Below are 25,971 nucleotides of genomic sequence, written 5' to 3'. Positions count from 1 at the left end.
TACCGCGGAACTACATAAGGGAGAGTGATCATGCGTCGATGGATGGCGGCCGCGGCCGCAGCGGTGGGTGTGTTCCTCGGGTCCGCAACGGTGGAGGCGCAGACGACCACGCGCCCCGCTTACGCAACGCAGGAGTTCGCGGACTGGACGTTCGCCCCGGTCCTCGTCGACGGCGAGGTGAAGGGGTTCTTCTGCTACATCAACCCCAACCTTCTGGTCGGCAACAACATCCCGCTGGTCTGGTACGACAAGGGCGCCGACGGCGAGTGGACGATGTGGGGCTGGTCCAACTACAACCTCGCCGGCGCCGTGAAGTGGCTGCACGACCACTACGGCAGCGCCGAGATCTTCAAGAACCACTCCGAGCTCTGCTGTGTGGTCCGGGCGGACATCGAAGGCTCCGAGCCTAAGAACATGACCGAAGGCCTGTACACGGATGACCCGATGCACCAGCTCATCGAGGTGTCTGACGATCCGGTCGAGGTCATGACGCTGCTGGAGGAGATCGGCTGGGAAGCCGCCCCGGGCCTGTCGCAGATCGCGGTGGCGCCCCTCGACCTGAGCTGCGACCCCGAAGGGATCGACCCCCTCAAGAAGCTGCTGGATGAATCCGCCTACAAAATGGAGGTCATCATCACGGGGGTGGCCGCCACCTCCGTGGACTGCTTTTCCTTCGGGTGCACCGGGTGCGTCAAGAACTATGACCCCATGGTCCCCGACCCCAACGGTCAGTGGATCTTCCGCTACCACTCCACCCCCGCCAGCTTCCCTGATGACAAGTTCTGCTACTACGACTTCCCCGCCACCCAGCACTGGTGGTACAGCGGACAGAAAGTGAGCTGCGGCGAGTGCACCGGCAGCGGGACCGACAGCACCTTCATCATGAAGACGGTGCGCGTCGGGCGCAACGAGGACTGCCGCCCGCCGAGCGGAACGCCCTGAGTTTCAGGCGAGCAAAGGAGCCCTGAGCGCACGCTCAGGAGGCACCGGAACAGCAGCGCACAGACGGGGCCCTCAGGGCCCCGTTTTTAGTCCGCTTGCAGGGATCCTCCTGTGCTCGCGCACAGGACCCGTCAGACGCCGCGTTCCCACGGGAACCCGTCGGGAATCACCTCCGGCCGGTCGTTCAGCCAACCCACCAGCCACTCGAAGGCGTCCACCAGGCGGGGCCCCGGCCGATTGAACATCTGGTTACCGTCCACCAGGGCCACCTGCCGCTGACGGACCGCAGGCAGGTCGCGCCACCAGGGCTTCTGGGCCAGGGCGGCGGCGCACGCTCGGGTGCGCTCCAGCGAGAGGCCGCAGGGCGCAATCACCACGTACTCAGGTGCCGATGCGACAAAGACCTCCTCCGGCACCCGCACCGACTTCCCCGCCAACCGCTGCGCCCGCTGTGGCCCCGCCGCGGCCCCCGCATTGGCCTGCGCCACGGTCGGGTTCAGCGGGTGCCGCCCGCCCGCCCGCTCGATCATCTGCACCGTCCAGTGCCCGGCGCAGAACAGCGGGTCGGTCCATTCCAGGAACCCGACAGTCGGACCGTCGGCGTACGGGTTCACAAACTCCTCCGCCGCGAACAGCCGCCCCCGCAGCCGCACCAGCGTCTCCGTCGCGGCACGTTCCATCCCCACCGCCCGCCCGACCGTCAGCAGGTCATCGAGCACCCCCTCGAGCGTGTGCGGGTTGAGGCTCACGACCTGCACCGGCCAGGAGAACGACGCGGCGACCCGCTGGACGTGGGCGAGGTCGATCGAGCACACCTCGCAGAGGTCCTGCGTGAGGATCACATCCGGCCGCAGCCCCTCCAGCAGTATCGCGTCCAGCGTGTACAGCGCCTCGCCCGCGCTCAGGGACGCCGACACCTGCCGGTCGATCTCCGCCGGGTCGGTCGCGTGCGTCCGCTGCCCGGTCAGCACCGGCAGGTGCGCAACCGACGCCGGAAAGTCGCATTCATGAGAACGCCCCACCAGGAGCCCTCCGCCGCCGATGGCACACAGGGCCTCTGTCGCCGAGGGCAGCAGGCTCACAACCCGCGGGCGTGCAGGGGCTTCCCCGCTCATCTCCGCACCCCCGCATCGTGCACAACGCACACCCTTCTGCGGGGGGCTATTTCCTCAACATGAGCGAGCGCGGCGATGGGTGGGGGCATATTGAGTTCGTCAGGGGCACTCCGCGGTCGACCGGGCGTAGCACATTGTGCCCCGCCTACTACGGTTGACAGGGCCCCGCGGCCGAAGGATAACCGTTTGTCCCCACCCGTCCGGTGGGCGACCCGGGAGAGCAGCGTGATGACCCCCCCTGTCCGAACCCTGGCCCCAGCCCTCGCCCTCATCCTTCTTGCGGGGCTGCCGGCATCAGCCCAGCCGCGTGAGGGCGAAAAGCCGGGGACGCCCAGCCGCCCGGCAATGACCCGCCCGCCCCAGCCCTCGCGCCAGCCCGACAAGGGCGTGCCCCCCACCGCCAACAACGGCCAGCCTCGCCCCGGGAACACCCCCGCCGCGGGCCAGCCGCAGCCCAACCAGCCCGGGCGTCAGCCGGGCGCGGGCAACCAGCCCGGTGCTCAACCGGGCAACCAGCCCGCTGGCGGCACCCTCACCCCCGCGCCCGAAGGCGCCGGCCAGCCGCAGAACCAGGCCGGCGAGTCGGAGATGGTCTACCTGCCCGCCTTCGCCGAGCCCGTGCAGCTCTCCTCGCTCATCGAGCTCGTCGCCCGAACCCTCCAGATCAACGTCGCCGTGCAGGGTGATGTGCCGGGCACGGTGGTCTTCAACGCGCCGATCCCCGTCCGCCGCAACGAGCTCATCCCGCTGCTGGACCGCTTGCTGGAGCAGCAGAACTACACCATCACGCGCGACGAGTTTGGCATCTACACCGTGCACCCGATCGCCAACATCGGCGTGCAGGTGGGCGATGACCTCTCCACGACCCGCGTCATCCGCACGCCCAACGTCCGCCCCAGCAGCCTGCAGCAGGCCATCAGCGCCCACTTCACCGCCGCGGGCCAGCCGCCGACCAAGTACACCTACGTCGACGATCTTGGAATCATCCTCGCGACCGACACCCCGCGCCGCCTCGCGGCCCTTGAGCGCCTTGTTGACCGCCTGGTCGAAGAGACCGGCAAGACATCCTACACGCGCCTGGAACTTCGGTACCTGGCCGCATCGGTCGCCCGCCAGCGTGCCCTTGAGCTCGTCGGCGCTCTCGCGCAGCGCACCGACGCCGGCATCGGCCAGCCCAGCCAGCCCGGCGTGGCCCCGGCCGCTGCAGGCCGCACCGGCAACCTCGACAACCTCTCCGACCGCCTCATCGTCGACCCGCAGGGCAACGCGCTCATCTTCCGCGGCCAACCGGAAGAGATCGCCCGCGTCCAGCAGGTGCTGGAGATGATCGACGTCCCCAACAACCTCACGCCCAAGAACTACGCCGTGGGCACATGGGCGGCATCGATCGCCAACATCGCCCGCAGCCGCGGCCTGGGCGAGATCACCACGATCAACGAGTCCGCCGGGGACGCCGCAGCCGCGTTCAACCAGCAGAACCTGCGTCAGCAGCAGGGCCTTGGCCAGGGGCAGCAGGGCCAGATCACCTCCGGCGGCCCGGTGATGGTCGTGGACGAGACCCGCGGCACCATCATCTACTACGCCACCGAGCCGCAGCACCAGCAGATGGACGCCCTCATCCGCGAGATCGATCCACAGAGCGAGCGCGTGATCATCGGCGTGTACAAGCTGCGCAACAGCGAGGCCGCGGAGGTCGCGGCCGTGATCGACGCGATCATCAACAACTCGCAGGTGGTGGGCAGCAGCCCGCTGCTGCCGGGGAATGGGCAGGCGGGCTCGGGCGTGGGCCGCAGCAGCAGCCGCGTCGCCCGCGAGCAGTTCCGCAACCGCAACAACCCGGCGGGCGGCACCCGCAACCCCGCCACGACAACGCAGGCGGGCGAGGGCGAGCTTTCGCTCGACGGCGAGGGGTACGTCGTCGCCGACGAGGCCAACAACCAGATCCTCGTCAAGGCTCCCGCGGGTCAGCAGCGCGAGTTCGCACGCCTGATCGAGAAGCTCGATCAGCGCAGGGCCCAGGTGTACATCGAAGCCAAGATCGTTTCCGTGACGTGGAGCGACGACCTGCGGCTCGCGTTCGAGACGCAGCTGATCAACGCCAACGGCAGCGGCGGCGTGCTCAACACCAACTTCGGCCTCTCCAGCTTCGCGACGGGCAACGACATCACGGGCGTCAAGACCGTCGCGACCGGGCTGGGCGGCCTCACCGCGGCGGTCATCAAGTCGGACCAGGTTCCGATCATCATGCACGCTCTGCAGACGAAGGTGAACTCGCGCATCCTGTCGGCCCCGCAGCTGCTGGTGGACGACAACGAGGAGGCCGAGATCGTCAGCGTGGACAGCCAGCCCACCGCCACCACCACCCAGACCACCGGCAACCCCTCGCAGACGAGCTTCGGCGGGTATGAGGATGCCGGCACCACACTCCGTGTCACGCCGCACATCAGCGACGGCGGCTACATGGGCCTGGAGTACGAGGTCATCCTCAGCAGCTTCACCGGCAGCGCGACGGCCAACCTCCCCCCGCCCAAGGCCGAAAACCGCCTCACCGCCAACAGCGTCACCATCCCCGCGGACACGACCGTCATCGTCGGCGGCCTCAACTTCAAGAGCGACTCGCTCACCCGCGCACAGATCCCGCTGCTGGGCGACATCCCGCTGCTGGGCCTGCTCTTCCAGGACCGGCGCGACAACGACCGCACCACCACGCTCTACGTCTTCCTGACGCCGCGCATCCTCCGCGACCCCACCTTCCAGGACCTCCGCATCCTCACCCGCGGCCCGCAGTCCTCCGCCCTTCAGGAGAGCGAGCTGCCGCCCCTCCGGCGCGCGACCATCGACGTGCTCAACCCCGTACTCCCGCCCCGCATGCCCGCGGCCTTCAACCAGCCTGCGGTCATCAATGACCCGGCGCCCGCCCCGATCGACCCTCCCGCGCCCATCCCGCTCCCCGACGAGCAGCCCGCCCCCGCGATGCTGCACGAGGAGCGCCCGCGCGAGACCAAGGGCCGCCCCGACCACACCTCTCCCGAGACCAGCGACCCCAACCAGCCCAACCCCGACTAAGAACCCCACAAGAAGCACTGATGCCCAAGGACTCCCTCAAGTCGATTCTGCGTCGCGAGAACGCCGCGGAACCCAAGCCCACCAACGGCGCGGCCCTCGACCTGCCGCGCGTGGCCCAGCTCTTTGGCCCCCTCGCCATCAGCCCCGAGCAGCTGCGGCAGTTCCCAAAGGTGGAAGGCAGCGACGAGGAACCGTGGGACGTCCTGCTCACCATGCTCGCCATGGACGAGCACCAGGCCCTGGAGCTGCTCGCCAAGCGCACCGGCCTCAGGTTCATCTCTGAGCCGCGCGGGCACGAGTCCGCGAGCCGCTTCTACGAGCTTGTCCCACCCGACGTCGCCCGCACCCGCCACGTCGCGGGCCTGGAGTCCGACGGCGTCAGCATGACCGTCGCCACCGCCCAGCCGATGCAGCCCGCGACCTTCACCATGCTCGAGGACATCCTCGGCATGCCCGTGCGCGTGGTGCTGACGCCACGGGGGGCCGTGGGCAATCTCATCAACCGCGGCTACGAGCAGCGGCAGGACCTCGTCACCGAAATCATCGAGGAGATGCCGCTCGACGAGCGGGCCATCGCCGCGGCCGCGGGGTCTGCGGGCCAGTCCACCGACCTGCTCCAGCTCGCCCGCCAGACGCCGGTCATCCGACTGGTGAACATGATCCTGTTCGAGGCCCTGCGCCGGCGCGCCAGCGACATTCACGTCCACCCGCAGGAGAACAAGCTCGTCATCCGCTTCCGCATCGACGGCATGCTGGTGGACGCCTTCAGCCCCCCGCTGTCGCTCGCGGCCGCGATCTCGTCGCGCCTGAAGGTCATGACGGAGCTGGACATCGCCAACCGCCACACGCCCCAGGACGGCCACACCTCCGTGCGTGTCGGCAGCCGCAAAGTCGACATCCGCTTCTCCTGCATCCCCACCGTCTACGGCGAGCGCCTCGTGCTGCGTCTGCTCGACCAGACCGCCACGCAGCTCTCGCTCGACGAGATCGGCATGACCAAGCCGATGCAGGCACAACTGCTGGACTTGATCGAGCGGCCCACCGGCATCGTGCTGGTCACCGGTCCCACCGGCTCGGGTAAGACGACGACGCTCTACGCCGCGCTCTCCCGCATCGACCGCGCCAGCCGCAACGTGATGACCATCGAGGACCCGGTCGAGTACCACCTCGAGGGCATCAGCCAGATGCAGGTGAACGTGAAGCGCGGCGTCACATTCGCCGCGGGCCTCCGCAGCCTCCTGCGTCAGGACCCCGACGTCATCCTCGTCGGCGAAATCCGCGACGCCGAGACGGCGCAGCTGGCGATCCAGGCGTCGCTCACCGGCCACCTTGTGCTCGCGACGCTGCACACCAACGACGCCCCCAGCGCCATCCCGCGCCTGGTCGACATCGGCATCGAGCCCTACCTCGTCACCAGCTCGCTGCTGGCGGTGCTGGCGCAGCGGCTGCTTCGGCGCAGCTGCCAGGCGTGCGGCGGCACCGGCGTGCCCACCCCCGGCTCGTCCGACGTGCGGTGCGAGGTCTGCTACGGCGTGGGCTACAAGGGCCGCCTCGCCGTGTACGAGATCATGACCATGGATGACGAGATGCGCCGCCTGACCGCCACCCGCGCGGACGCGGTGACGCTCTACGAGACCGCCCGCAAGCACGGCTTCTCGCCCATGCGCGAGGACGCCCTCGCCAAGGTCAAGATGGGCCTGACCGACGAGAGCGAGGTTTACCGGGTGCTTCACTGAGGCAGAGAGTGCCATTGCGAGATCGGAGCGCAAGCTCCGGAGCCCTCAGCGCGTTTATCCCATTGCACCAGCCGCGACTCGTCCGGAGCCTCTCGCTCCGGTCTCGCCCGTGTTCGCGCCGACCAGCTGGTTGCACTCGCTTCCCCCGGCTGAGCTACCATCCCCTTCCATGATTCGCAACCACTCTGAAAGGAAGTCCATGCGCAGTGTCCTCGCGATGTTGATCGTCGCCGCCGGTGTCGCCGTGGCCGTCGCTCAGCCGGGCAGCCAGCCCGCCACGCAGCCGCAGCCCGCTGCTCAACCCGCCCCTCAGCCGGGCCAGCCCCCCGCGACCCCCGCCGGCCAGCCCACCGCTGTGCAGCCCGTTACCCCCCCGGCCCCCAAGGGCATCCCCGTCCCCGAGATGCCGATCATCGAGCGTAAGGAGCTCGAGGGCGGCCTCATCGTCGAGGACATGAAGGTCGGCAACGGCTACGAGGTCAAGCCGGGCGACACCGTCGTCGCCTTCTACCACGGCACCCTCAAGGACGCTCCCGCCGGCACCCCCGCCTTCGACTCAGCGTTCGAGCGCGGCGAGCCCATCGCCTTCTCGCTTAACGGCGTCATCCAGGGCTGGCAGAAGGGCGTCCCCGGCATGAAGGTCGGCGGCATCCGCAAGCTCACGATCCCCTACGCCCTCGCCTACGGCGAGGCCGGCAGCCCGCCCAAGATCCCGGCGAAGGCCGACCTCGTGTTCGTCATCCAGCTCGATGACGCGCTGCACTGGGAGGACATCAGCCCGGGCACCGGCGAGGAGATCTGGGGCATGGCCGTGGGCGTGGTCAAGCAGACCATCACTCCTGCCAGCGGCGAGAAGGTGACGCATGACAACCCGCCCTACGTCTGGCTGCCCGGCGAAATGCGCTACAGCCCGCGCGACGACGCCATGCAGCTGGCGCTCAAGGGCATGAAGGTCGGCGGCAAGCGCAAGATCCACATCCCCAAGCAGCTCAACAACTCCATGCCCGAGGTCACCAACCGACCCACCGGCGTTACCTGCGACATCGAGCTGGAGCTGGTCGCGGCGCGCAACCTTGCCCCCAAGCCGCAGCCCACGCCCCCGCCCACGGCCGTGCCGGTGCCCAACGACCACGCCGGTCACGACCACAAGTAACTCTGCCCGCTGACCCGCAACGAAACCGGCCTGCACAGGGCCGGTTTTTCATTGGCAGCGGAACAGGTACAGCCCGAACCCCAGTACGCCCCGCCCCCACTTCCAGTACGCCTCGCGCCAGGAGCGCCCCCGGGCGATCAACGCCGCGCCCGAGTCGCACTTGTCCTGCGCGAGTGACTCAAGGTTCCGCGCGTGGGCCCACTCGTACTCGTCCCACTCGCGCTCGCTGGCGGTGATCGCCCACAGCGGCGTCAGCCCCTCGCGGCAGGCGTGGTCGATGTTCCCCCCGTGCGTGTGGAACTCGTCGGGCGTCATGCCCGTCGCCTGGGGGTAGGCCTCCGGCGGCGCCTTGCCCCAGAACCCCTCGCCGATCAGCACCTGCCCGCCGGGTCGCGTCAGCCGTTTGAGCACCTGCACCGTCTTCTCGTACCCGCCCAGCGCGTGCGAGGAGCCGATGCAGATCGTGAGGTCGTAGGAGTGCGGCTCCATGGTGGCGCGGAACGCACCCGCGTCGCCCTCGTGCACGGTCACGCCGCCGGGCAGGTTCTTTGCCACGAGGCGAGCGTGGATCTTCTCCCGCGCCCACGCCGCCATCCGCGCCGACAGCTCCACGGCCGCGACCTTCGCCTGGTACTTCTCCACCAGCCGGATCGGCAGCTCGCAAGACCCAGCACCGAAGTCGGCCACGCTCGCTCCAGGCGCGAGCGCCAGCACGTCGATAGCCCGCTGCATCGAGGGCTCGCTGAACGGGTTGGCGAAGGCGAGGCCGCGGTGGGCGAGGAAGGTGTAGAGGTCGGACAAATCTGCACTCCTATCTCAGGGTCGCGATTCACCCGCCTGCCGGAGCACCTCAGCGACGACCGCATCAGACACCCTGAATGAGATCCGCTGTTGGAGTTGCTCAATCAATGGCGCCACTTGCTGAACCAGCCCGCGCTGCTTTCCCTGGATGAGAACACCAAGCACGCCGATGGGCTTCATGCCGAGTGTCGTGGCGACACTCCGTGCACCGACCTCGTCTATGAGTAGCTCGGTCGCGCCCAGTTCAAGAGCAAGAGAGATCGCCTCCGATTCTCCCGGACCGAGGCGAGGGAACCCTCGAACGAGCTTCGGCGAGCGCACCTCAATAAAGGAATGCTGCGCAATGTCGAGCGGGGGCACACCGATCCGCGCTCGAGAAAGCTCGGTGTACACAGCCGGGGGGATCAGTACTTGCGAGTACAGCGGCTCAAGAAGGCCGAGCAACGAGAGAACTTGCAAAGCACGCAGCGGCGATGTGTCGCTGACTATGAGCAACTCAACCAGCCCTCCGCGCCCGCTGCTCAATCTCCCAATCTTCATCCGTCATGTGGTAGACAGCAAGGCCACGTTTGAAGAGTTCATCCTCGAATGACGGCCGGTCCAGGCCGCACATGGAGGCGGCCTCATGCTTTGTCAGCCGGTCGATATCAAAGAGACGGCAGGCAAGTTCAAGGAGCACCTCCCGCTCAGTCAATCCCGAACTCTTGAGAACTTCGTCGGGGATCGTGATGGTCATGCCGGATCATAGTCCCGGAGCGCACCACTCCCATAGCGCTCGCTCTACCATGGCCCATGCGCGAAGGCGAACTGCTCGCCCTCATTTACAACCGCTCCACCGACCTCCGCGCCGCCTTTCCACAGGTGCTCGTGGGGCCCGGTGATGACTGCGCCCTCGTTGGTGTCGGGGCCGCGCACCCTGGCGTGCTGCTCAAGACCGACCAGCTCATCGAGGGCCGGCACTTCACGCCGGGCACACCGCTGGACCTGATTGCCCGCAAGGCGATTGCCCGCGCGGTCTCCGACATCGCCGCCATGGCGGGCACGCCGCGGGCCGCGCTCGCGGCGTGCGCCCTGCCCCCCGGCTACGAGCAGCGCCGCGCCGATGAGCTCTTTGACGCCTGCTCGCGCTGGTCACGCCACTTCGGCGCCCCGCTCGTGGGCGGCGACATCGCGTCTTTTGCCACCGACGCAACGCCCTTGACCCTGACCATCACACTCGTCGGGCTCCCGCATCCCTCCCGCGGCCCGGTCCTGCGTTCTACCGCCAGGCCCAGCGACCACGTCTACATCACCGGCCGCATCGGGGGCTCGTTCGACGCCGCGACCGGCATGGGCCGGCACCTCACCTTCGAGCCGCGCGTGACCGAGGCACACTGGCTCGCCGACACCCTCGGCCCGCAGCTGCACGCGATGATGGACCTGTCCGACGGTCTGGGCATCGACGCGGGCAGGCTCGGCGCGGCCTCGCGCGTACAGCTGGAGCTCGATGTGCCACGATCATGTCTTCATGATCGTGCCCGCCAACATTCGGCGGACCGGAACCTCGTCCTCCAGTCCGTCTCCGACGGCGAGGACTATGAGCTCCTCTTCACCGCCGACACCGCCGTCACACTGCCGCCCACATGCCCACTCACCGGCACGCCCATCACCCGCATCGGCCGCTGCCTCGCCGGCGAGCCCGCGTGCTACCTTCTGCTCGACGGCGAACGCCTCGACGTCTCAGGCCGGGGCTGGGAGCACACGTAGTGTCCAGGGCCACCATCGTTATCCAGCGCACCAGCGACAGCGAGGAAGCCACCGGCGCCCTCGCCGCGGGACTGGCCTCAGTGCTCGCTTCTGGTGATGTCCTCGCCCTGGAGGGCGACCTGGGTGCGGGCAAGACCACCTTCGTGCGCGCCCTGGCAGGCGCCCTCGGCGTTGATACGAGTCTCGTCTCCAGCCCCACGTTCGTCTTTGTCAACGAGTACCCGATTCCCCCTGCCGCCCGCAATGCCCTCGCGGGTGGGCGTATCACGCACGTCGACGCCTACCGCCTCACCAGCGAGGAAGACCTCGATGCACTCGGCTGGGACCGGCTCTTTGACCACCACTCACGTCAGGCCGCAACAGACTCTGTCGCGCTCATCGAGTGGCCGCGCCGAATCGCAAAGGCACTGCCAGACGAGTGCGCCTGGATCGAGATCGCCGCGGCCGGCCCCTCGCGTCGTCAGATCACCCTGCGGCTGCCGGGCAGCTGGGAAAGCCGCCCGCGTCTGGAGTGGCTGCGCGACCGCGAGCCCACGAAGTGCCGCGTCACCGGCCGCTGGGTCTCCCCGACATCCGCCACCTACCCGTTCATCGACGAACGCGCCCGCGACGCGGACATGTACCAGTGGTTTACCGGCGGCTACAAGACCTCGCGCGAGATCAAGCCTACCGACGAAGAGAACGTCTAGCACCGGGCGCGTCCGTGCCACCGAGATGTCCTCATCTCGGTGCACTTCTCTGTGCGGCGGGGACCCTCCAGAGTCCTCCTACCATCCCCACCCATGATCACCCTCGCCCGCCTCTGCCTCCTCGCCCTCCTCGGCGCGGCCGTCCTCGCCCTTCCCGCCCTCGCGCAAACCACCCCCGCTGCCGGTGGCGGCACCCCCGTCGCCACCGGCGGCCTCTGGTCCCTCTTCGTCAAGTCCTTCGACCTCTTCACCGTGCTGCTGCTGCTCGGCTCGGTCGCGGGCGTCGCCGCCATCTTCATGTGCATGATGGACGTCCGCGAGCAGAACATCACGCCGCCCAAGACCATCGCCCGCCTCCGCGACCTTGCCCGCGCCAAGCGCTGGGAAGACCTCTCGATGGCCGTGCACGAGGATGAGAGCTTCGTCGCCCGCGTGGTCAAGGCGACCCTCGCCGCGCCCGTGCACGACAAGGCGGCCATGCGCGAGGCCGCGGAGCTCGCCGCGAGCGAAGAGTCCGCCCGCTGGTTCCGCAAGATCGATGTGCTCAACGTGATCGGCAACCTCGGCCCGCTCGTGGGTCTCGCCGGCACCGTCTACGGCATGATCCTCGCCTTTACCAGCCTGGGCGAAGCCGGCGGCCAGGCCGGCCCCGGCGACCTCTCGCTGGGCATCAGCAAAGCACTCTTCCACACCCTGCTGGGCCTCTGCCTCGCCATCCCCTGCCTGCTCATCTACGGCCTCTACCGCGGGGTCGTCGACCGCCTCTGCACCCGCGGCATCGTCGCAGCGAGCGAGATCATCGAGCTCCTGCCCGTCCGTGAGCCGGAGGATGCCCCCGTCGGCGCAGGCCCGCGCGCCGTGATCGCCGGTGCGATCAAAGCTCCTTCCCACACCTGACGCCACGCCTTCATTTTCGCTTTTCGGTTTCCACTTTTCACTTTCTCCATGCGTCTCCGCACCTTCCATCCTCACCAGCCCGCGGCCAAGATCAACGTCACGCCGCTGATCGACGTGGTGATGGTGCTCATCATCTTCTACCTCATAGTCGGCAAACTCGCCGCCGACAAACGCTCGCGCGTGGACCTGCCCGAGTCCCGCATCGGCGCCACCAGCGAAGAACAGAAGCCCGTCGTCATCACCGTCACCGCCGAGGGCGCTTCCGGCAGCCTGGACCTCACTTCCCGCATCCTGCTCGACGGCGTTGAGGTGCCGCGCGATGCCCTCGCCGACGCCCTCCGTGCCCGCGTGGGCGACAAGGCCGCGACCACCACCGTCCAGGTCCGCGCCGACCGCCGCCTCAGCTACGGCGCTGTCGAGCCTGTCGTGAAGGCCTGCCGCGCCGCGGGCCTCACCGCCGTGTGGCTCGTCACCGAGAAGTCGGGGGGCGCATGAGCCACAGTTTCCGCCGCCGCAACGCTCAGGCCCTCTACGAGACCCACGTCGGGCCCAACATGACGCCGATGGTCGACGTCGTCATGGTTATCCTCATCTTCTTCATGGCCAGCACGGCCTTCCTCGGCCCCGAGTGGTTCCTCAAGTCCTACCTGCCCACCCGCAGCGCCGCCGCGCAGCCCACCGCCGCCGAGCCCACGCGCCTGCGCCTCACGCTCACACGCTCCGCCAACGGCGTCACGCAGATCGCCATCAACGACGCGACGCCGATCACGGTCAATCAGATCGAGAGCGCCCTCTCCGCCGAAGCCACCCGCGTCGGCCCTGAGAACCTCGTCGTCCCTGTCGAGGTCTCACCCGACGTCGCCTACGAGGACGTTGTCCGCGTGCACGAAATCTGCGATCGCCTGGGCATCCGCAAGGTCGGCCTCAACTGACGGGTGGCACGATCCGTCTTCGGGTCGTGCCTCTACCCAGTCGACCTGCGTCACGCCGCCTCGCGCACCCGCTCCATCGCAACCTCACCCACATCCCAGGGCATGATCACCCGCTGCCGCCCGCCCGCGCGCTTCCGCATCGCGTCCATCATCGGCCCCGGCGACATCGTGCCAATCACGCTCACCTCCGCGTCCTCGCCCTCGCCCGTGAGCCGCACGCCCAGTTCTTCCAGTGCCCGCGCTACCACCCACGCGTTCTTGCCCGGGTCGATGATCGCCGCACTCCTGAACGGGCGCGCCGCGTACTGACGCTGCAGCGCCGCCCGCGCGGCCGCGAGACCGGTGAACCGGTCCCACAGCTCCACGCTCATCGGCGTGCGCTTCTGCCGCCACAACGTCTTCCGCAGCTCCACCAGCCCGCGCCCAAAGCCGGACAGCGCCCGCTCTTTCGCGGCGATCCGCCGGTAGCGCCGCCGCGTCTCGCGCAGCTCAGCCAGGCGGCACGACTCGGGCGCGTACCGCTGCGCCACCCACCCGTTATTCCGCACCAGCCGCCCCAGGATCGTGTTCATGTCGCGCCCGCTGCTCACCTTCGCGTGCGTCACGCTGAACAGCGGCTCGAACGCGACGCGGTGCCCCGCCAGCAGCATCCGCGCCGCGAGGTCGTACTCCTCCGCGTAATACCCGAACGCCGCGTCGTACCCGCCCAGTTCCTTGAACACCCGCCGCCGGATCGCCACGCCGCACCCGATGAATACCTCTGGCAGCCCACCGCTCTCTCGCGTGTCTGCCCGCCCGCGCGTGTCCAGCCAGATGTCCGCCGACACCGCCGCCACATCCGCCGGCTGCGCCGCAAGCCGCTCCATGAACGCCGTGTCGTCCGGGTACGAGTCGTCGTCGAGCATGACGATCCACTCCGACGCTGGCTCACTCTCCGCAACCCCGATGTTCCTCGCCGCCGCCCCCATGTTCTCATCCAGCAGCACCGCCCGCACCGGCACCGCACCGGCCCCCCCACAGGCCAGTTCCGCCGGCATGATCAACCGCTCGGTGCTCGCATTATCAACGACGACAACCTCCGCTCCCCCGCACGCGCGGTGATCCCCCAGCGCCTCGATCGCCCACAAGGTCTGCTTCAGCCGCTCAGGCCGGTTCCGCGTCGGAATGACGTACGAGATCATGGAAAACCCACCCGCAAACCGCACGCCGAACCGAAGCCGAGACTGAGCCGCCCTGGGCGAAGTCTCGGATCGGGACACCTTGCACGTACCCCATCACGCCCTTTGCAAGACCCTCTCCGACACCGCCCTCTCCCCCGCAAATACCAACCTCGAACTCTGCACCCGCGCCACCACCCCGCGCAGGTCCGCCGGGGTCACCGCCATGTTCCCCAGCCGCTGCACCTGCACCGCCCCCGCGCAAGCCCCCAGGAACGCCGCCTGCACCAGCGACCCGCCCGCGCTCAGCGCCAGCGTCGCCACGCTCAATAGCGAGTCCCCGCACCCCAGCGGGTCCAGCGCGATCGGCACCAGCGCCGGCACGTGCTCGCTGTTGAGCCGCGTCGTCCACCCCTCCGCCGTTTCCGCGCCCTCCACCGGCGAGAATGCAATCAGTCCGTCGGCGCCCAGCGTCACGAACGCCGCCTTCGACTGCGTCGCCTCCAGCAGCCGGTACGCCACCAGCGGCAGCCCCTCGCCGTGCAGCCGCATGACCTCACGCAGCTCCTGCTCGCTCGGGCAAAGGAGGTCCATCTCTCGCATGAACCGCAGGTTGCTCCGCTTGCCGCTCACGTCCCCCGTCAGCGTCTTCACCCGCGTCCGCAGCCCCTTGCACAGCCGCGCCATCATCTTCGGCACGAACAGCCCCAGCCCGAAGTCCGTCACGATCGCGGCCTCGGCCCTGGGTACCCCGCCGCTCCGCGGCGGTTCTTCTCCGCACGCCCCCACCGCCATCTCCACAAACCGCTCCTGCGCCCCCGCATCCAGCACCAGCGGCTCCACCAGATCAACCTTCATCACCTTCTGCGCGCCCACTAAAAACCGCTGTTTCTCCGGCACCGGCGTCTTCACCGCCATCGCCCGCACCTCGATGCCCTCGGCCTCCAGCCGCTCGCGCAACGCCGCGCCGTCGCGCGTTGCCGGCAGCACGGTCACCAGCACGGGCTTCGCACCCAGCGCAGCCAGGTGCCGCGCCACCACCGCCGCGCCGCCGTCGTAATGCCGCGCCTCCAGCGGCCGCAGCGTCATCACCGGGCTCTCGCTCGCCACCTCCGGCCGGTCGCAGAGGATGTACGTGTCGAGGATCACCTCCCCGACGACCGCCACGCGCTTTCCCTTGAACGACGTGATCAGCGAGTACAGCGTCGGACCGGAGAGCTCCTCCCGCTGGCACAGCTGCACCAGCCGCTGGTGGTAGGGGTCCGCGCTCTGCTCCAGCGCCGCAATCAGCGCCGTCGAGCTGAACACCACGTCCCCGCTGCTGAACACCACGCGCCCGCCCGCCCGCTCAACCGCCTGCCGCTCGGCCGCGAACCGCGGGTCGTTGTTGCTCTCGTACTCCTTGCCCTTCACGTACACGTCGGGCTTCACCGCCTCCAGCAGCGACAGCGCCGTGGGCTGGTCGTCGACGTACACGTAATCCACGCAGTCCAGGGCCGCGAGGTTCTCCGCCCGCAGCTCCTCCGGGATCAGTGGTCGCCCCACCCCCTTGCTGATGCCCGGGTCACCGGTGATGCTCACCAGCAGCAGGTCGCCCAGGCTCCGCGCCTGCCGCAGGTGCCGGATGTGCCCCGGGTGCACGATGTCGAAGCAGCCGTGGCACTGCACCAGCGCCCGCCCCGCACGCCGCGCCTCCGCCCGCGCGGCCAGCAGCTGCTCGCGGTTCACGATCTTCGCGCGCACACCCGCGGGCAGGCCGCCCCCCCCACTACCGCTGCCTCCGCGCGTGCCATCCCCCCACCCTGTGGTATTCGGGCTCATCGCCCCTTTATCGGCCGCGCCCCGCCTGCGCCGATACATCCTCCGTGCCCGCAGCACCCAGCGCTCAAACTCCGCGCACGCTGACCCGCGACGACCTCGTCCGCGCGGGCCAGTCCGGCCGCCCCTGGGACTTCCTCCCCCTCGCCGCCCAGGCCCTCGACCAGATCCAGGGCGACCACGCACTCCGCTTCCTCACCGCCGCCAACCTCGCGCGGCTGGGCCTCCGCACCCTCGCGAACGAGCAGCTCGCGCTGCTCCCCGACCACCCCGACGTCAACGCCCTCCGCGCCGCCGTCGCCCGCCTGCCGGACGACACCGTCGTGCCACCGAGATGTCTTCATCTCGGTGCCCTGCAGCTCGACAACATCCAACCCACCCACGACTGCTTCAAGACCCTCGACGGCAACCTCATCACCCGTCCGCGCACTGCCCATCGTGCCGCCGAGCCCTCAGCCGCCCTCCGCACCACCCGCTTCATCAATCAGCACGCCCACGCCAAGGCCCTGCTCGACCAGGTCCGTCAGCGATCTGCCGCCGACCTCTCCCGCATCGTCCTCCACGGCCTCTCCGCCCCTCTCTTCAAAGCCCTCTACGACGCCACCCCGACGAGCCCCATCGGCTTCGCCCCCCGCATCATCATCGCCCAGCACGACCCCGCCGAGTTCCTCGAGCAGCTCGCGATCACCGACCTCACCGGCGAACTCAACGACCCGCGCGTCGAGCTCTACATCGGCCCCGATGCCACCACGCGCCTGGCCGCGAAACTCCGGGAGCGCACCCCCTACGCCCTCCCCACCATCGTCCTGCCGAGCCCCACGCTCCCCACGCCGTGCACCCCCTCGCTCCCCGATACCGTCTCCGCCGCGCTCACCCACCAGCACACTGAGTTCGAGCAACTCACCACAGCCCTGACCACCCGGTACGCCGAGCGCGACGCAACCTACTGGCGCGAATGCTTCGGTACACCTCCATCACCGTCTCACCGTCTCACCGCCTCACCGTCTCACCTCCGCATCCTCCTCCCCACCTCGCGCTTTTCCACGTACGTCCAGCACGCCGCGCACGACCTCGCCGCCGCACTCACCCGCGCCGGCCACCGCGCCCAGGTGCTCATCGAGCCTGACGCCCATACCGAGCTCGCGGCCAACGCGTACCTTCGTGCCATCGACGAGCTCGACCCCGACCTCATCATCACCATCAACTACCCCCGCGCCTGCCTCGCACGCGCTATCCCGCCGCGCATCCCCTACATCGCCTGGCTCCAGGACGCGATGCCCCACCTCTTCCGCGCCGAGCTGGGGCGTGCGCAAACAGACTTCGACTTCATCGCAGGCCACACCTTCGCCGACCTCTTCCTGAGGCACGAGTACCCCACCGACCGCCTCCTGCCCATCGCCCTCGTCGCTGACCCTCACAAGTTCCACCGCGGCCCCGTCGCACCCGACCTCGCCCGCAAGCACACCTGCGACATCGCCTTCGTCTCCCACCACGCCGAGACGCCGCGGGCCATGTTTGAGCGCCTCCGCGCCGAGATGCGGCACAACCCCGGCGCCCAGCGCGCCTTCGACGCCCTCTGGCCCGAAATCCAGGCCGCGGCCAGCGAGTGCGCCCACACCTGCCACCACCTCCGCCTCCGCAACGCTGCCCGCGACCGCCTCCGCAACGCGCTCGGCCGCGAGCCCGACTCCCCCGCCGACCAGGACACGCTCCACAAGATCTACCAGCACGCGGCCATCCCGCTCGCCGACCGCCTCATCCGTCACGAGGCCCTCGAGTGGGCCGCCGCAATCGCCCGCCGGCGCAACCTCCGCTTCCACCTCTACGGCAAGCACTGGGATAGGCACCCCACGCTTGCCGAGTTCGCCCGCGGCGAGCTCCCGCACAACGACGAGCTCCGCGCCAGCTACCGCTGCGCCGGCGTGCACCTGCACCTCTCCGGCACCGCCCTTGTGCACCAGCGCGTTGTCGAGTGCTACCTCGCCGGCGGCCTGTGCATACCCCGCCTGTTCCGTGACGCCCACGCCGGCCTCCGCACCGCCGCCGAGCTCGCCACCATCGACCGCACGCCCGACCACGTCGACACCGCCAATGCCCGCGTCGGCTACGAGATCGCCAACCACCCCGAGTTCCACGCCCTCGCCGACCACCTCGCGCGCCTCGGCCACCCGCACGAGGGTCCCATCATGTGGTTCCCCACCTCACGGCGCGAGAACCAGCGCCGGCTCCGCAACGCGATGGCCCCCGACCACAACCCCGCGTTCCTCTTCGGCGACCTCGCCGACACCACCTTCCAGACCGAGGCCCAGCTTGAAGCCCTCATCACCCGCGCCCTCACCGACCAGGCCTGGCGGGTCAGTGTGACCGATCGCGTCACCAAGGTCGCCCGCGAGCACCTCACCACCGACGCCCTCGCACAACGCATGCTCGAGCTCGTCGCCACTTCTTTCAACGCTTCGCTGTCACATCCGACATCCGACATCGAACATCCGACATTGCCGCCCGTCTCATGAACGTCGTCGCCCTCCACCGCCCCGCCAAGGTCTCCGGCGTCTCCACTGCCGGCCTCTCCGCCGCGCGCCTGGAGGCTCCCCACACCCCCGCACGCCCGCTGATCATCGGCGAGGCCCTCACCGACACAGACGTCGCGCAATCCCCTCTCGCCGGCGCCCCCGGCGTCGCGCTCTGCACCTGGCCCAAGGGCGCCGACGCCGTTGATCAGGTGCTCGCCGTACGCGACGCGCTTCGCAGCTTGAATGTCGACGTAGTCCTCACGAACGACCTCCCCCACGCCTTCGCCGCCGCCTCATTGGAGCACTACCGCGGCACTCGCTGCGCCGCTTGGCTCCACTCCGCATCCCACGACGGCGAGGCGCTCGTCACCACTTGCTTCGAGCTCGCCGACGCCTGGCGGGCCGTGTCGCACGAGGGCCGACGGCGCGCCCTCACCGTCGCCGCCGAGCTCGGCCTCGAACTACCGCCCCCGCGCGCCACCGCCCCCGCCTTCATCGACGTGCCCGGAGAGCCGGCGCCCCTGCCGCCCCTGGGCGGCGACCACCCGCTGCGCCTGCTCTACGCCGCCCGTCTCGAGAAACACCACAAGCGGGTCCTCGACCTTGCCCACCTGTGCGACGCCCTCGCCGCCCGCGCCGTCCACTTCCACCTCACCATCGCCGGCGAGGGTCCCGCCGAGCGCGAGCTCCGCGCCGCCCTCGCACCCCACTCGCCCCGCGTCACCTTCACGGGCGCGGTGCCGCCCGCGCGCATGTCGCACCTCCTGCACGAGCACCACCTTCTGCTCCTGGTCTCCGCTTCAGAGGCCGCGCCGATGTGCGTGATGGAGGCCATGGCCGCGGCCCGCCCCGCCGCCATCACCACCTCCTGCGGCGAGGCCACGCACTGGATCCGCAGCCATTCCGACGGCCTCATCATCCCCACCGGCGACATGCCCGCCCTCGCCGCGGCCCTTTCCACTCTCGTGAACAGCCCCGGCGCGCTGCACGCCATGTCCAGCGCCGCGCACGCCCGCGCACTCCAACTCTTCTCCCCCGCCGCCCGCGCCCCCGCGCTCAACGCGCTCTTCAACGAAGCCGCGGCATGCCCCGGCGACCACGCAACGCCCGACGCGATCACCCGCCGGTGGACCCGCACGCTCCACGCCCTCAGCGCCATCGGCCCCTTCGCCCCCGAGCGCGCCGCCCACCTCGCCAATCTCTGGCTCACCGAGCTCCGCGCCGTCGGCATCGACACTGCTGAAGTCGACCTGCCGCTCTCCGTGACGCCGCGCCCAAGCCCGGGCGAGCGCCGCCTCCGCCGCACCCTCGCCCATCTCCGCCAGCAGGGCCGCACGCGCCTCGCTCTCTATGGCTGCGGCCGCCACACCGCCGCGCTCGCATCCGCCATCGCCAGCACCCCCGAACTCGTCGCCATCATCGATGACGCGGCCGGCACCCCCCACGGCCCTCCGCCTCATATCGCCGGCAAGCCCGTCCTCTCACCCGCCCACTTCCCCCTGCTCGACGCCCACGCCCTCATCATCTCCAGCGACGAGCACGAACGCGAAATGCTGACCCGCGCCCGCACCTTCGCCGACCACGTCGTCCCGCTCTACGAAGCCGCGTGAACGAGCGCTCGTGCCCCGAGGTGTCCATCTCGGTGCTCTTCGCCCCAACGTGGCGCCAGAGTGTTGCCACCAGTGGAGCGACGGCGCTTCGCCGTTGCGCACCCATCGTGCCACCGAGATGTCCTCATCTCGGTGCTCTTCGCCCCAACGGGGCGCCAGAGTGTTGCCACCAGTGAAGCGACGGCGCTTCGCCGTCGCGCAACTGGTGGTTTGCCACATTCACTCAGCCGCCCCGAAGGGGGCGGAGGAGAACCGGGCGAGATCCATCACCGCTCAACGACCGGCGCCCCATATACGACATCCCAAACCCCACCTCCCAAATCCCACCTCCAATATTTCTTCTCACTCCGAGTACAACCGCCACACCCTCACCCCGCGCTCCCGCGCCCCGCGCGACGCCTCCCACAGCGCCCCCTCATGCGCATCACTCGCCAATAACACGTCCTCCCCCGCCCGCACCGCCGCAGGCGAAGACACCACAAACCCGTACCGCTCCTGCCCCACCAGCCCGTCATCCACCAGCCCCAGCACCTCCAGCCCCGTCCCGCGCAGCAGCTCCAGCACCCGCCCGCAGTGCGCCCCCGCCCCCCACAGCCACACGCCGCTCGCACCCGCCGCTTTGATCAATGAAGCCACCTCCCGCGCCCGCGCACCGCGGCAGACCTCCACCACGCTCTTCTCCGCCCCCAGCACGCCGCGCACCCACAGCCACGCCATCAGCGCCCCGCGCGTCGGCTCCTCGCGCAGGCGCGCCTCAAGAGCCTCCATCGCCAAGGCCCGCCCGCCCTCCACCCCCATCGCCCGCGCCAGCTCCCCCGACACATCCCCGCCCCCCGGGAGCGCGGCCCATGCCCGCGTCATCACCACGGCCGCGTGCCGCGCCTGCAGCTCCGAGGCGCTGTACGTCCCCCCCGGCGCGCGCCGGTGCCGGTACATCACCTGCGGCAACGCACACACCCCCCACCGCGCGCTCAGCCGCACCCACAAGTCATAGTCTTGCGCCCGCACCATCGACTCGTCGTACCCGCCCATATCCAGCACCGCCGAGCGCCGCAGCATCATCGCCCCGTGTGCGAACGGGTTCTCCACCAGCAGCCGCCACCGCGCTTCCGCCGGGTCCGCCGGCGGCCGAACCACTGCCGTCACGCGCCCATCCTCCTCCACCTCCCACCCGCACCCAACCGCCGCCACCCGCGGGTGCTCCACCAGGAACGACGCCTGCCGCGCCAGCCGCTCCGGCCCGCACCAGTCATCCGCGTCCATCCGTGCCACAAACTCGCCCCGCGCCTCCCGCAGCGACAGGTTCAGGGCCGCGGGCAGGCTCGCCTCCGCCATCTCCAGCACCCGCACCCGCCCATCCGCCGCCGCCTGCTCCATTGCCACGCGCCGGGTCTCCGCGTCTGACCCGTTCAGGACCAGCAGCACCTCCAGCTCACGGTGCGTCTGCCCCAGCACACAGCCGAGCGCCTCGCGCAACGTCCCCGCCGCCCGCCATACCGGCAACGCCACCGAAATCAGAGCCATACCCCACCATCGACCACCCGCGCCCCACGCGCAAAAAACTCCCCACACACCCCCTCAATCGCCGATCGAACCGGGGAGGCGGGCTTTCAGCCCGCATTCCATCCCATGCGCCACGCCACCCTCATCCTCACCTTTACCGAGAGCGTCTCCCTCGCCACCTGGCGTGACACCGGCATGCTCGCCCGCGAGTGGGCCCTCTATCGCGAGCTCCTCCCCCACTACGCACGCATCATCCTCGTCACCCACGGCCACTCCACCGACCCCGGCATCCTCGCCCCCCTCCTCGCCCCCGCCGACGCCCACAAGGTCCACGTCGTCTGCAACCACGACAATCTCCCGCCCGCCGACTACACCGCCGCCGCCCCCGCGCGCGTGGCCGCGCTGATCCCCGCAGACTCACCGACAATCGTCAAGACCAACCAGATGCACGGCGGCGAGCTCGCCCTCGCCATCACCAATCACCTCCGCAGCCGCAACCACCCCACCGCCCTCATCGCCCGCGGCGGCTACCCCTGGTCGCTCTTCGTCGAATCGGACAAGGGCCCGAAGTCACCCGAGGCTCACCGCACCCGCGCCCGCGAGCACGCCCTCTGCACCGCCGCGGACCTCGTCGTCGGCACCACGCAGGAGATGCTCGACCACCTTGTCGCGCGCCACGCGCTCGACCCCGCCCGCACCCGCCTCATCCCCAACTACGTCGACCTCACCTCCGACCCCACGCCCGTGCAGCAGCGCGACGCCGCGACCCTGCTCTACGCTGGCCAGCTCGTCCCCCGCAAGCGCGTCCACCTGCTGATCGAGGCCCTCTCGCTCCTGCCGAAAGCGCTCCGCGAGACCACCCGCCTCGATGTCTTCGGCGAGGGTGCCGAGCGGCCCAGCCTCCGCAACCTCGCCGAGGCCCTGACCGTCAACGTGACCCTCACCCCCCGCATCCCCCACCACGACCTGCTCGCCCGCATGCACACCTGCACCATCTACGTGCAGGCCTCCGCCCTCGAGGGGCACCCCAAGACCGTCATCGAGGCCATGACCACCGGCGCCCCGGTGATCGCCGCGCAGGCGCCCGGCCTCGAGGTCATCGCCCACAACACCGACGGCCTGCTCGTCGCGCCTACCCCGCGCGCCTTGGCTGCCGCCATTGAGGACCTCCTCACCCACCCCCGCCTCCGCTCCCGCCTGGGCACCGCGGCCGCGCACACCGCCCGCCGCCGCTACGGCCTCCCCACCATCGTGCAGCTCGAACTCGCTGCACACCGCGACGCGCTGCTCCAGCCCGCTGCTGCATAGGACCTATACGACCCATAGGACCTATAGGACCTACTGCCATGGCCCCCCAGCTCTCCAGCATCAAACTCCTCGTCTTCGACTTCGACGGCGTCTTCACCACCAACCAGGTCCTCGTCCTCGAGGACGGTACCGAAGGCGTCCTCGCCAACCGCTCCGACGGCTTGGGCGTCGGCCTCCTCCGCGAGCGCGGCCTGCCCCTCATCGCCGTGCTCACCGCCGAGGTGAACCCCGCCCCGCAGAAGCGCTGCGAGAAGCTCAAGATCCCCTGCGTCGTCGCCAAGAACAAGCTGCCTGCACTGCAAACCATGATCGCCGACCGCGGCCTCACTGCGGACCAGGTCGCTTACGTCGGCAACGACGTCAACGACATCGCCTGCATGCAGCACGTTGCCCTCGGCATCGCCGTCGCCGACGCCCACGAGAAGTGCCTCGCGGCGGCCAAGCTCATCACCAAGAAGCCCGGCGGTCACGGCGCCGTCCGCGAGGTGATCGACTGGTTCCTCGACCTGCCTTCCCCTTGATGCCTACCCGGAACCCGACCATGCCTTCCACCACCGCTCACCCGATCACCTTTGACCCCGCCCTGCTCGCCAAGGGCCCGCAGGCCATGAAGGAATGGCTCGGCGCCCTCCGCGCCTTCTCCCGCCAGCTCTCGCCTATCGACCGCGCCACCTTCCTCATGGCCCTTGACTCCGCCATCTACGAGGAAGAGGGCTACGCCGCCATCGCCGCGGGGCTGCACCAAGGCTTGCACCCCAAGCACGCTCTCATGCGATACCACGACTTCTTCGTGGACAACATCACCGCGGGCGAGCGCGTGATCGACCTTGGATGTGGCGTCGGCGCCCTCGCCGCCAGCATCGCCGCCCGCTCCCGCGCCTGCATCACCGGCGTCGACTGGTCACCCGAGAACCTCGCCAAGGCCCGAACCGCCGCCGCCAACCAGAACCTCTCAATCACCTACCTCGAGGGCGACATCACCACGTTCCGCGCTCCGGGCCAGTACGACACGATCGTCCTCTCCAACGTCCTCGAGCACATCACCCACCGCCCCCAGCGCCTCGCCCAGTGGGGCGAGTGGTACGCCCCCAAGCGCTTCCTCATCCGAGTCCCCGCCTTCGACCGCGACTGGCGCGTGCCGTGGAAGCAGCAGCTCGGCGTCGAGTGGCGCCTCGACCCCACCCACGAGACCGAGTACACCGCCGACCAGCTCCTGAGCGAGCTCCGCGAAGCCAACCTCACCCTCACCCACCTCACCACCAGATGGGGAGAGTACTGGTGCGTAGCAACGACCTGACGTGCCACCGAGATGTCCTCATCTCGGTGGTTGACCCCTAGTTGTCACACAGACGTCGCTTTCCGCCTTCCGCTTTCCGGTTTCCGCTTCCCCTGTGCTCCCCCCCCTCCTCATCTCCCTCCCCACCGGCCTCACCATCGGCGGCGTCCAGGTCTGGGCCGCACGCCTCACCAGCGAGCTCGCCGCCCGCGGCCACACGACCGCTCTCCTCCTCCACCCCGAAGAGTCCGCCCCGCTCGACATCCCCCTGCACCCCGCATTGCAGGTCTTCCGCCTGCCTTCACATCCGATATCCGACATCCCACATCCGACATTCGCCCCCCTCCGCGCCTCCCGGGGCGACCTCTCGCCCTACCTCCCCACCTACCGCCACGCCATCACCACCCTCAACCAGCAAACACAGCAGCCCGTCATCTGCATCCCCCAGCACCTCGGCGACTCCGCCGGCCTCTTCGCCGCCCTCACCCGCGACATCCCCGACCAGTTCCGCATCGCCGGCTGGTGCCAGCTCGACAGCCCCTACGACCTCCGCGTCCTCGACTTCTACTCACCGGTCATCGCGCACATCGCGGCCGTGAGCGACCACCTGGAACACACCCTCCGCGCCCGCATCCCCCACGCCCGCATCTGGAACATCCCCAACGCCACCCCCATCGACGCGAGCAACCCGCCGCGCCCGCGCCTCAACACCGCCCGCCCGCGCCTGCTCTACCTTGGCCGCCTCGACCGCGACATCAAGCGCGTTCTCGCACTTCCCACCCTCTCGCGCACGCTCACGCAGCTCGGCCTCCGTCACACGCTGACGATCATCGGCAATGGCCCCGCGCGCGACGACCTCGCCCGCGCCTGCGCCGGCCTCGACACCATCATTCTCCGCGACGCCGCCACACCCGGCGAGGTTCCAGCCCTCCTCGACGACCACGACATCTTCATCCTCCCCTCCCGCGCCGAGGGCCTCTCCCTCGCCCTCCTCGAAGCCCTCTCCCGCGGCTGCGTCCCCTTCATCACGCACACCGAGTCCGGCGCCGCCCAGGTCATCAACAGCAGCAACGGCGTCCTCGTCCCCACGCCCACCACCGCCGACGAACACGCCGCGGGCGAAGACCTTGCCCGCGCCATCGCCGCCAACCTCCACCGCCTGCCCCACCTCAGCCGCGCTGCCATCGCCTCGATTACCAGCAGCCGCTACACCCTCGCGGCCCAGGCCGACGCCGCCGAAGCGTTCCTCCGCGCCGCCGCCAGCGAACCGCCCCTCATCTGGCCACAGGACCGCAACCCCAGCTTCACCGCACCCTCCCCCCACGGCAGCGGCTGCACGCCCCCCGACGCCGAGCACCACCTCCGCGCCCTCCTCGACTCACTCGCCCATCGCACCCTCCTCATCCACGGCGTCGGCAACCACACCACCGAGCTCCTCCACATCTACCAGGAGCACGCCCACCACATCGCCGCCTTCACCGACGACAACCCCGCCGCCCACAACACCACCCTCCTCAACCGGCCCGTCATCGCCCCCCTCGACGCTCACACCACAGGCGCCACCGACGTCATCATCAGCTCATGGCTCCACCAGGGCGCCATCCACGCGCGCAGAGCCACCTACGAAGCCCAAGGCCTCGCCGTGCACCGCATATACGACAACATCGCATCCGTCCTATAGGTCCGATGAGTCCTATAGGTCCTATCCG

At 69.6% G+C, this 25,971-nt stretch carries 22 protein-coding genes; 15 read left to right on the top strand and 7 right to left on the bottom strand.

What is annotated here, in order from left to right; genetic code table 11:
* Positions 1–30 precede the first annotated feature (30 nt).
* The gene (locus VD997_17265; protein ID HYE63745.1) at positions 31–942 is read left to right on the top strand and encodes a hypothetical protein; all 912 of its coding nucleotides are present in this window, start codon (positions 31–33) and stop codon (positions 940–942) included.
* A gap of 131 nt (positions 943–1,073) precedes the next feature.
* On the opposite strand, the gene VD997_17260 is transcribed toward VD997_17265, so the two are convergent.
* Positions 1,074–2,057 (bottom strand): ABC transporter substrate-binding protein, encoded by a 984-nt coding sequence (locus tag VD997_17260; protein HYE63744.1) that lies wholly within the window; start codon positions 2,055–2,057, stop codon positions 1,074–1,076.
* 228 nt (positions 2,058–2,285) lie between these two features.
* Between VD997_17260 and VD997_17255 the strand changes: the two genes are divergently transcribed.
* The 3 genes from VD997_17255 to VD997_17245 all read left to right on the top strand — a co-directional run bounded on the left by VD997_17255 (position 2,286) and on the right by VD997_17245 (position 8,012).
* Positions 2,286–5,123, top strand: coding sequence for a secretin N-terminal domain-containing protein (locus tag VD997_17255; protein HYE63743.1), 2,838 nt, complete (start codon positions 2,286–2,288; stop codon positions 5,121–5,123).
* Between the two features lie 20 nt (positions 5,124–5,143).
* Positions 5,144–6,859, top strand: coding sequence for a GspE/PulE family protein (locus VD997_17250; protein HYE63742.1), 1,716 nt, complete (start codon positions 5,144–5,146; stop codon positions 6,857–6,859).
* A gap of 169 nt (positions 6,860–7,028) precedes the next feature.
* The gene (locus tag VD997_17245; protein ID HYE63741.1) at positions 7,029–8,012 is read left to right on the top strand and encodes an FKBP-type peptidyl-prolyl cis-trans isomerase; all 984 of its coding nucleotides are present in this window, start codon (positions 7,029–7,031) and stop codon (positions 8,010–8,012) included.
* A 48-nt stretch (positions 8,013–8,060) separates the two neighbouring features.
* Here VD997_17245 and VD997_17240 read toward each other — a convergent pair whose 3' ends face one another.
* From VD997_17240 to VD997_17230, 3 genes are read right to left on the bottom strand one after another with little or no spacing between them, the layout of a single operon-like run.
* Positions 8,061–8,813 (bottom strand): class I SAM-dependent methyltransferase, encoded by a 753-nt coding sequence (locus VD997_17240; GenBank protein ID HYE63740.1) that lies wholly within the window; start codon positions 8,811–8,813, stop codon positions 8,061–8,063.
* Positions 8,814–8,828: 15 nt separating this feature from the next.
* Positions 8,829–9,353 (bottom strand): DUF3368 domain-containing protein, encoded by a 525-nt coding sequence (locus VD997_17235; protein ID HYE63739.1) that lies wholly within the window; start codon positions 9,351–9,353, stop codon positions 8,829–8,831.
* Positions 9,310–9,549, bottom strand: a complete 240-nt coding sequence (locus tag VD997_17230; protein ID HYE63738.1) for a UPF0175 family protein — start codon at positions 9,547–9,549, stop codon at positions 9,310–9,312. Before VD997_17230 ends, VD997_17235 begins: the two co-directional genes overlap by 44 nt.
* A 56-nt stretch (positions 9,550–9,605) precedes the next feature.
* Here VD997_17230 and thiL point away from each other — a divergent pair, with 56 nt between their 5' ends.
* From thiL to VD997_17205, 5 genes are all read left to right on the top strand, one after another.
* On the top strand, positions 9,606–10,559 hold the full coding sequence (gene thiL, locus VD997_17225) for a thiamine-phosphate kinase (protein HYE63737.1): 954 nt from the start codon (positions 9,606–9,608) through the stop codon (positions 10,557–10,559).
* Positions 10,559–11,248 (top strand): tRNA (adenosine(37)-N6)-threonylcarbamoyltransferase complex ATPase subunit type 1 TsaE, encoded by a 690-nt coding sequence (tsaE, locus tag VD997_17220; protein ID HYE63736.1) that lies wholly within the window; start codon positions 10,559–10,561, stop codon positions 11,246–11,248. The genes thiL and tsaE overlap by 1 nt, the downstream gene beginning before the upstream one ends.
* Positions 11,249–11,341: 93 nt before the next feature.
* Entirely contained in the window at positions 11,342–12,145 is an 804-nt protein-coding gene (locus VD997_17215; protein ID HYE63735.1) for a MotA/TolQ/ExbB proton channel family protein, read from the top strand.
* 48 nt (positions 12,146–12,193) lie between these two features.
* Entirely contained in the window at positions 12,194–12,640 is a 447-nt protein-coding gene (locus tag VD997_17210; protein ID HYE63734.1) for a biopolymer transporter ExbD, read from the top strand.
* Positions 12,637–13,077, top strand: a complete 441-nt coding sequence (locus VD997_17205) for a biopolymer transporter ExbD (protein HYE63733.1) — start codon at positions 12,637–12,639, stop codon at positions 13,075–13,077. Before VD997_17210 ends, VD997_17205 begins: the two co-directional genes overlap by 4 nt.
* A 50-nt stretch (positions 13,078–13,127) precedes the next feature.
* On the opposite strand, the gene VD997_17200 is transcribed toward VD997_17205, so the two are convergent.
* Both VD997_17200 and VD997_17195 read right to left on the bottom strand, forming a co-directional pair.
* Complete coding sequence (locus tag VD997_17200; GenBank protein HYE63732.1) at positions 13,128–14,258, bottom strand: glycosyltransferase; 1,131 nt, start codon at positions 14,256–14,258, stop codon at positions 13,128–13,130.
* A 93-nt stretch (positions 14,259–14,351) separates the two neighbouring features.
* The gene (locus VD997_17195) at positions 14,352–16,055 is read right to left on the bottom strand and encodes a PfkB family carbohydrate kinase (GenBank protein ID HYE63731.1); all 1,704 of its coding nucleotides are present in this window, start codon (positions 16,053–16,055) and stop codon (positions 14,352–14,354) included.
* 44 nt (positions 16,056–16,099) lie between these two features.
* Here VD997_17195 and VD997_17190 point away from each other — a divergent pair, with 44 nt between their 5' ends.
* Both VD997_17190 and VD997_17185 read left to right on the top strand, forming a co-directional pair.
* A complete protein-coding gene (locus tag VD997_17190; protein ID HYE63730.1) occupies positions 16,100–18,565 on the top strand; it encodes a hypothetical protein in 2,466 nt (821 codons plus the stop codon).
* The gene (locus tag VD997_17185) at positions 18,562–20,175 is read left to right on the top strand and encodes a glycosyltransferase (GenBank protein HYE63729.1); all 1,614 of its coding nucleotides are present in this window, start codon (positions 18,562–18,564) and stop codon (positions 20,173–20,175) included. Before VD997_17190 ends, VD997_17185 begins: the two co-directional genes overlap by 4 nt.
* A 342-nt stretch (positions 20,176–20,517) precedes the next feature.
* On the opposite strand, the gene VD997_17180 is transcribed toward VD997_17185, so the two are convergent.
* Positions 20,518–21,699 (bottom strand): glycosyltransferase, encoded by a 1,182-nt coding sequence (locus tag VD997_17180; GenBank protein ID HYE63728.1) that lies wholly within the window; start codon positions 21,697–21,699, stop codon positions 20,518–20,520.
* Between the two features lie 105 nt (positions 21,700–21,804).
* On the opposite strand from VD997_17180, the gene VD997_17175 reads away from it, so the two are divergent.
* The 4 genes from VD997_17175 (at position 21,805) to VD997_17160 (ending at position 25,943) form a co-directional block, all read left to right on the top strand.
* Positions 21,805–22,986, top strand: coding sequence for a glycosyltransferase family 4 protein (locus VD997_17175; GenBank protein HYE63727.1), 1,182 nt, complete (start codon positions 21,805–21,807; stop codon positions 22,984–22,986).
* 38 nt (positions 22,987–23,024) lie between these two features.
* Positions 23,025–23,507, top strand: coding sequence for an HAD hydrolase family protein (locus VD997_17170; GenBank protein ID HYE63726.1), 483 nt, complete (start codon positions 23,025–23,027; stop codon positions 23,505–23,507).
* Positions 23,508–23,527: 20 nt separating this feature from the next.
* Positions 23,528–24,283, top strand: coding sequence for a class I SAM-dependent methyltransferase (locus VD997_17165; GenBank protein HYE63725.1), 756 nt, complete (start codon positions 23,528–23,530; stop codon positions 24,281–24,283).
* A 94-nt stretch (positions 24,284–24,377) separates the two neighbouring features.
* Positions 24,378–25,943 (top strand): glycosyltransferase, encoded by a 1,566-nt coding sequence (locus tag VD997_17160; GenBank protein ID HYE63724.1) that lies wholly within the window; start codon positions 24,378–24,380, stop codon positions 25,941–25,943.
* Positions 25,944–25,971: the final 28 nt, after the last annotated feature.

This window comes from Phycisphaerales bacterium (assembly GCA_035627955.1).
In the GTDB taxonomy this organism is placed as follows: Bacteria; Planctomycetota; Phycisphaerae; order Phycisphaerales; family UBA1924; genus JAEYTB01.
The sequence above is the reverse complement of the archived record's forward strand: the minus strand, read 5'-3'. Positions and strand labels throughout refer to the sequence as shown.

Bases quoted from the DNA above. Each gene is read 5' to 3' on its own strand.
- VD997_17265 (HYE63745.1), top strand. From the start codon at position 31: ATGCGTCGATGGATGGCGGCCGCGGCCGCAGCGGTGGGTGTGTTCCTC.
- VD997_17260 (HYE63744.1), bottom strand. From the start codon at position 2,057: ATGAGCGGGGAAGCCCCTGCACGCCCGCGGGTTGTGAGCCTGCTGCCC.
- VD997_17255 (HYE63743.1), top strand. From the start codon at position 2,286: ATGACCCCCCCTGTCCGAACCCTGGCCCCAGCCCTCGCCCTCATCCTT.
- VD997_17250 (HYE63742.1), top strand. From the start codon at position 5,144: ATGCCCAAGGACTCCCTCAAGTCGATTCTGCGTCGCGAGAACGCCGCG.
- VD997_17245 (HYE63741.1), top strand. From the start codon at position 7,029: ATGATTCGCAACCACTCTGAAAGGAAGTCCATGCGCAGTGTCCTCGCG.
- VD997_17235 (HYE63739.1), bottom strand. From the start codon at position 9,353: ATGAAGATTGGGAGATTGAGCAGCGGGCGCGGAGGGCTGGTTGAGTTG.
- VD997_17230 (HYE63738.1), bottom strand. From the start codon at position 9,549: ATGACCATCACGATCCCCGACGAAGTTCTCAAGAGTTCGGGATTGACT.
- thiL (HYE63737.1), top strand. From the start codon at position 9,606: ATGCGCGAAGGCGAACTGCTCGCCCTCATTTACAACCGCTCCACCGAC.
- VD997_17215 (HYE63735.1), top strand. From the start codon at position 11,342: ATGATCACCCTCGCCCGCCTCTGCCTCCTCGCCCTCCTCGGCGCGGCC.
- VD997_17210 (HYE63734.1), top strand. From the start codon at position 12,194: ATGCGTCTCCGCACCTTCCATCCTCACCAGCCCGCGGCCAAGATCAAC.
- VD997_17205 (HYE63733.1), top strand. From the start codon at position 12,637: ATGAGCCACAGTTTCCGCCGCCGCAACGCTCAGGCCCTCTACGAGACC.
- VD997_17200 (HYE63732.1), bottom strand. From the start codon at position 14,258: ATGATCTCGTACGTCATTCCGACGCGGAACCGGCCTGAGCGGCTGAAG.
- VD997_17195 (HYE63731.1), bottom strand. From the start codon at position 16,055: ATGAGCCCGAATACCACAGGGTGGGGGGATGGCACGCGCGGAGGCAGC.
- VD997_17185 (HYE63729.1), top strand. From the start codon at position 18,562: ATGAACGTCGTCGCCCTCCACCGCCCCGCCAAGGTCTCCGGCGTCTCC.
- VD997_17180 (HYE63728.1), bottom strand. From the start codon at position 21,699: ATGGCTCTGATTTCGGTGGCGTTGCCGGTATGGCGGGCGGCGGGGACG.
- VD997_17175 (HYE63727.1), top strand. From the start codon at position 21,805: ATGCGCCACGCCACCCTCATCCTCACCTTTACCGAGAGCGTCTCCCTC.
- VD997_17170 (HYE63726.1), top strand. From the start codon at position 23,025: ATGGCCCCCCAGCTCTCCAGCATCAAACTCCTCGTCTTCGACTTCGAC.
- VD997_17165 (HYE63725.1), top strand. From the start codon at position 23,528: ATGCCTTCCACCACCGCTCACCCGATCACCTTTGACCCCGCCCTGCTC.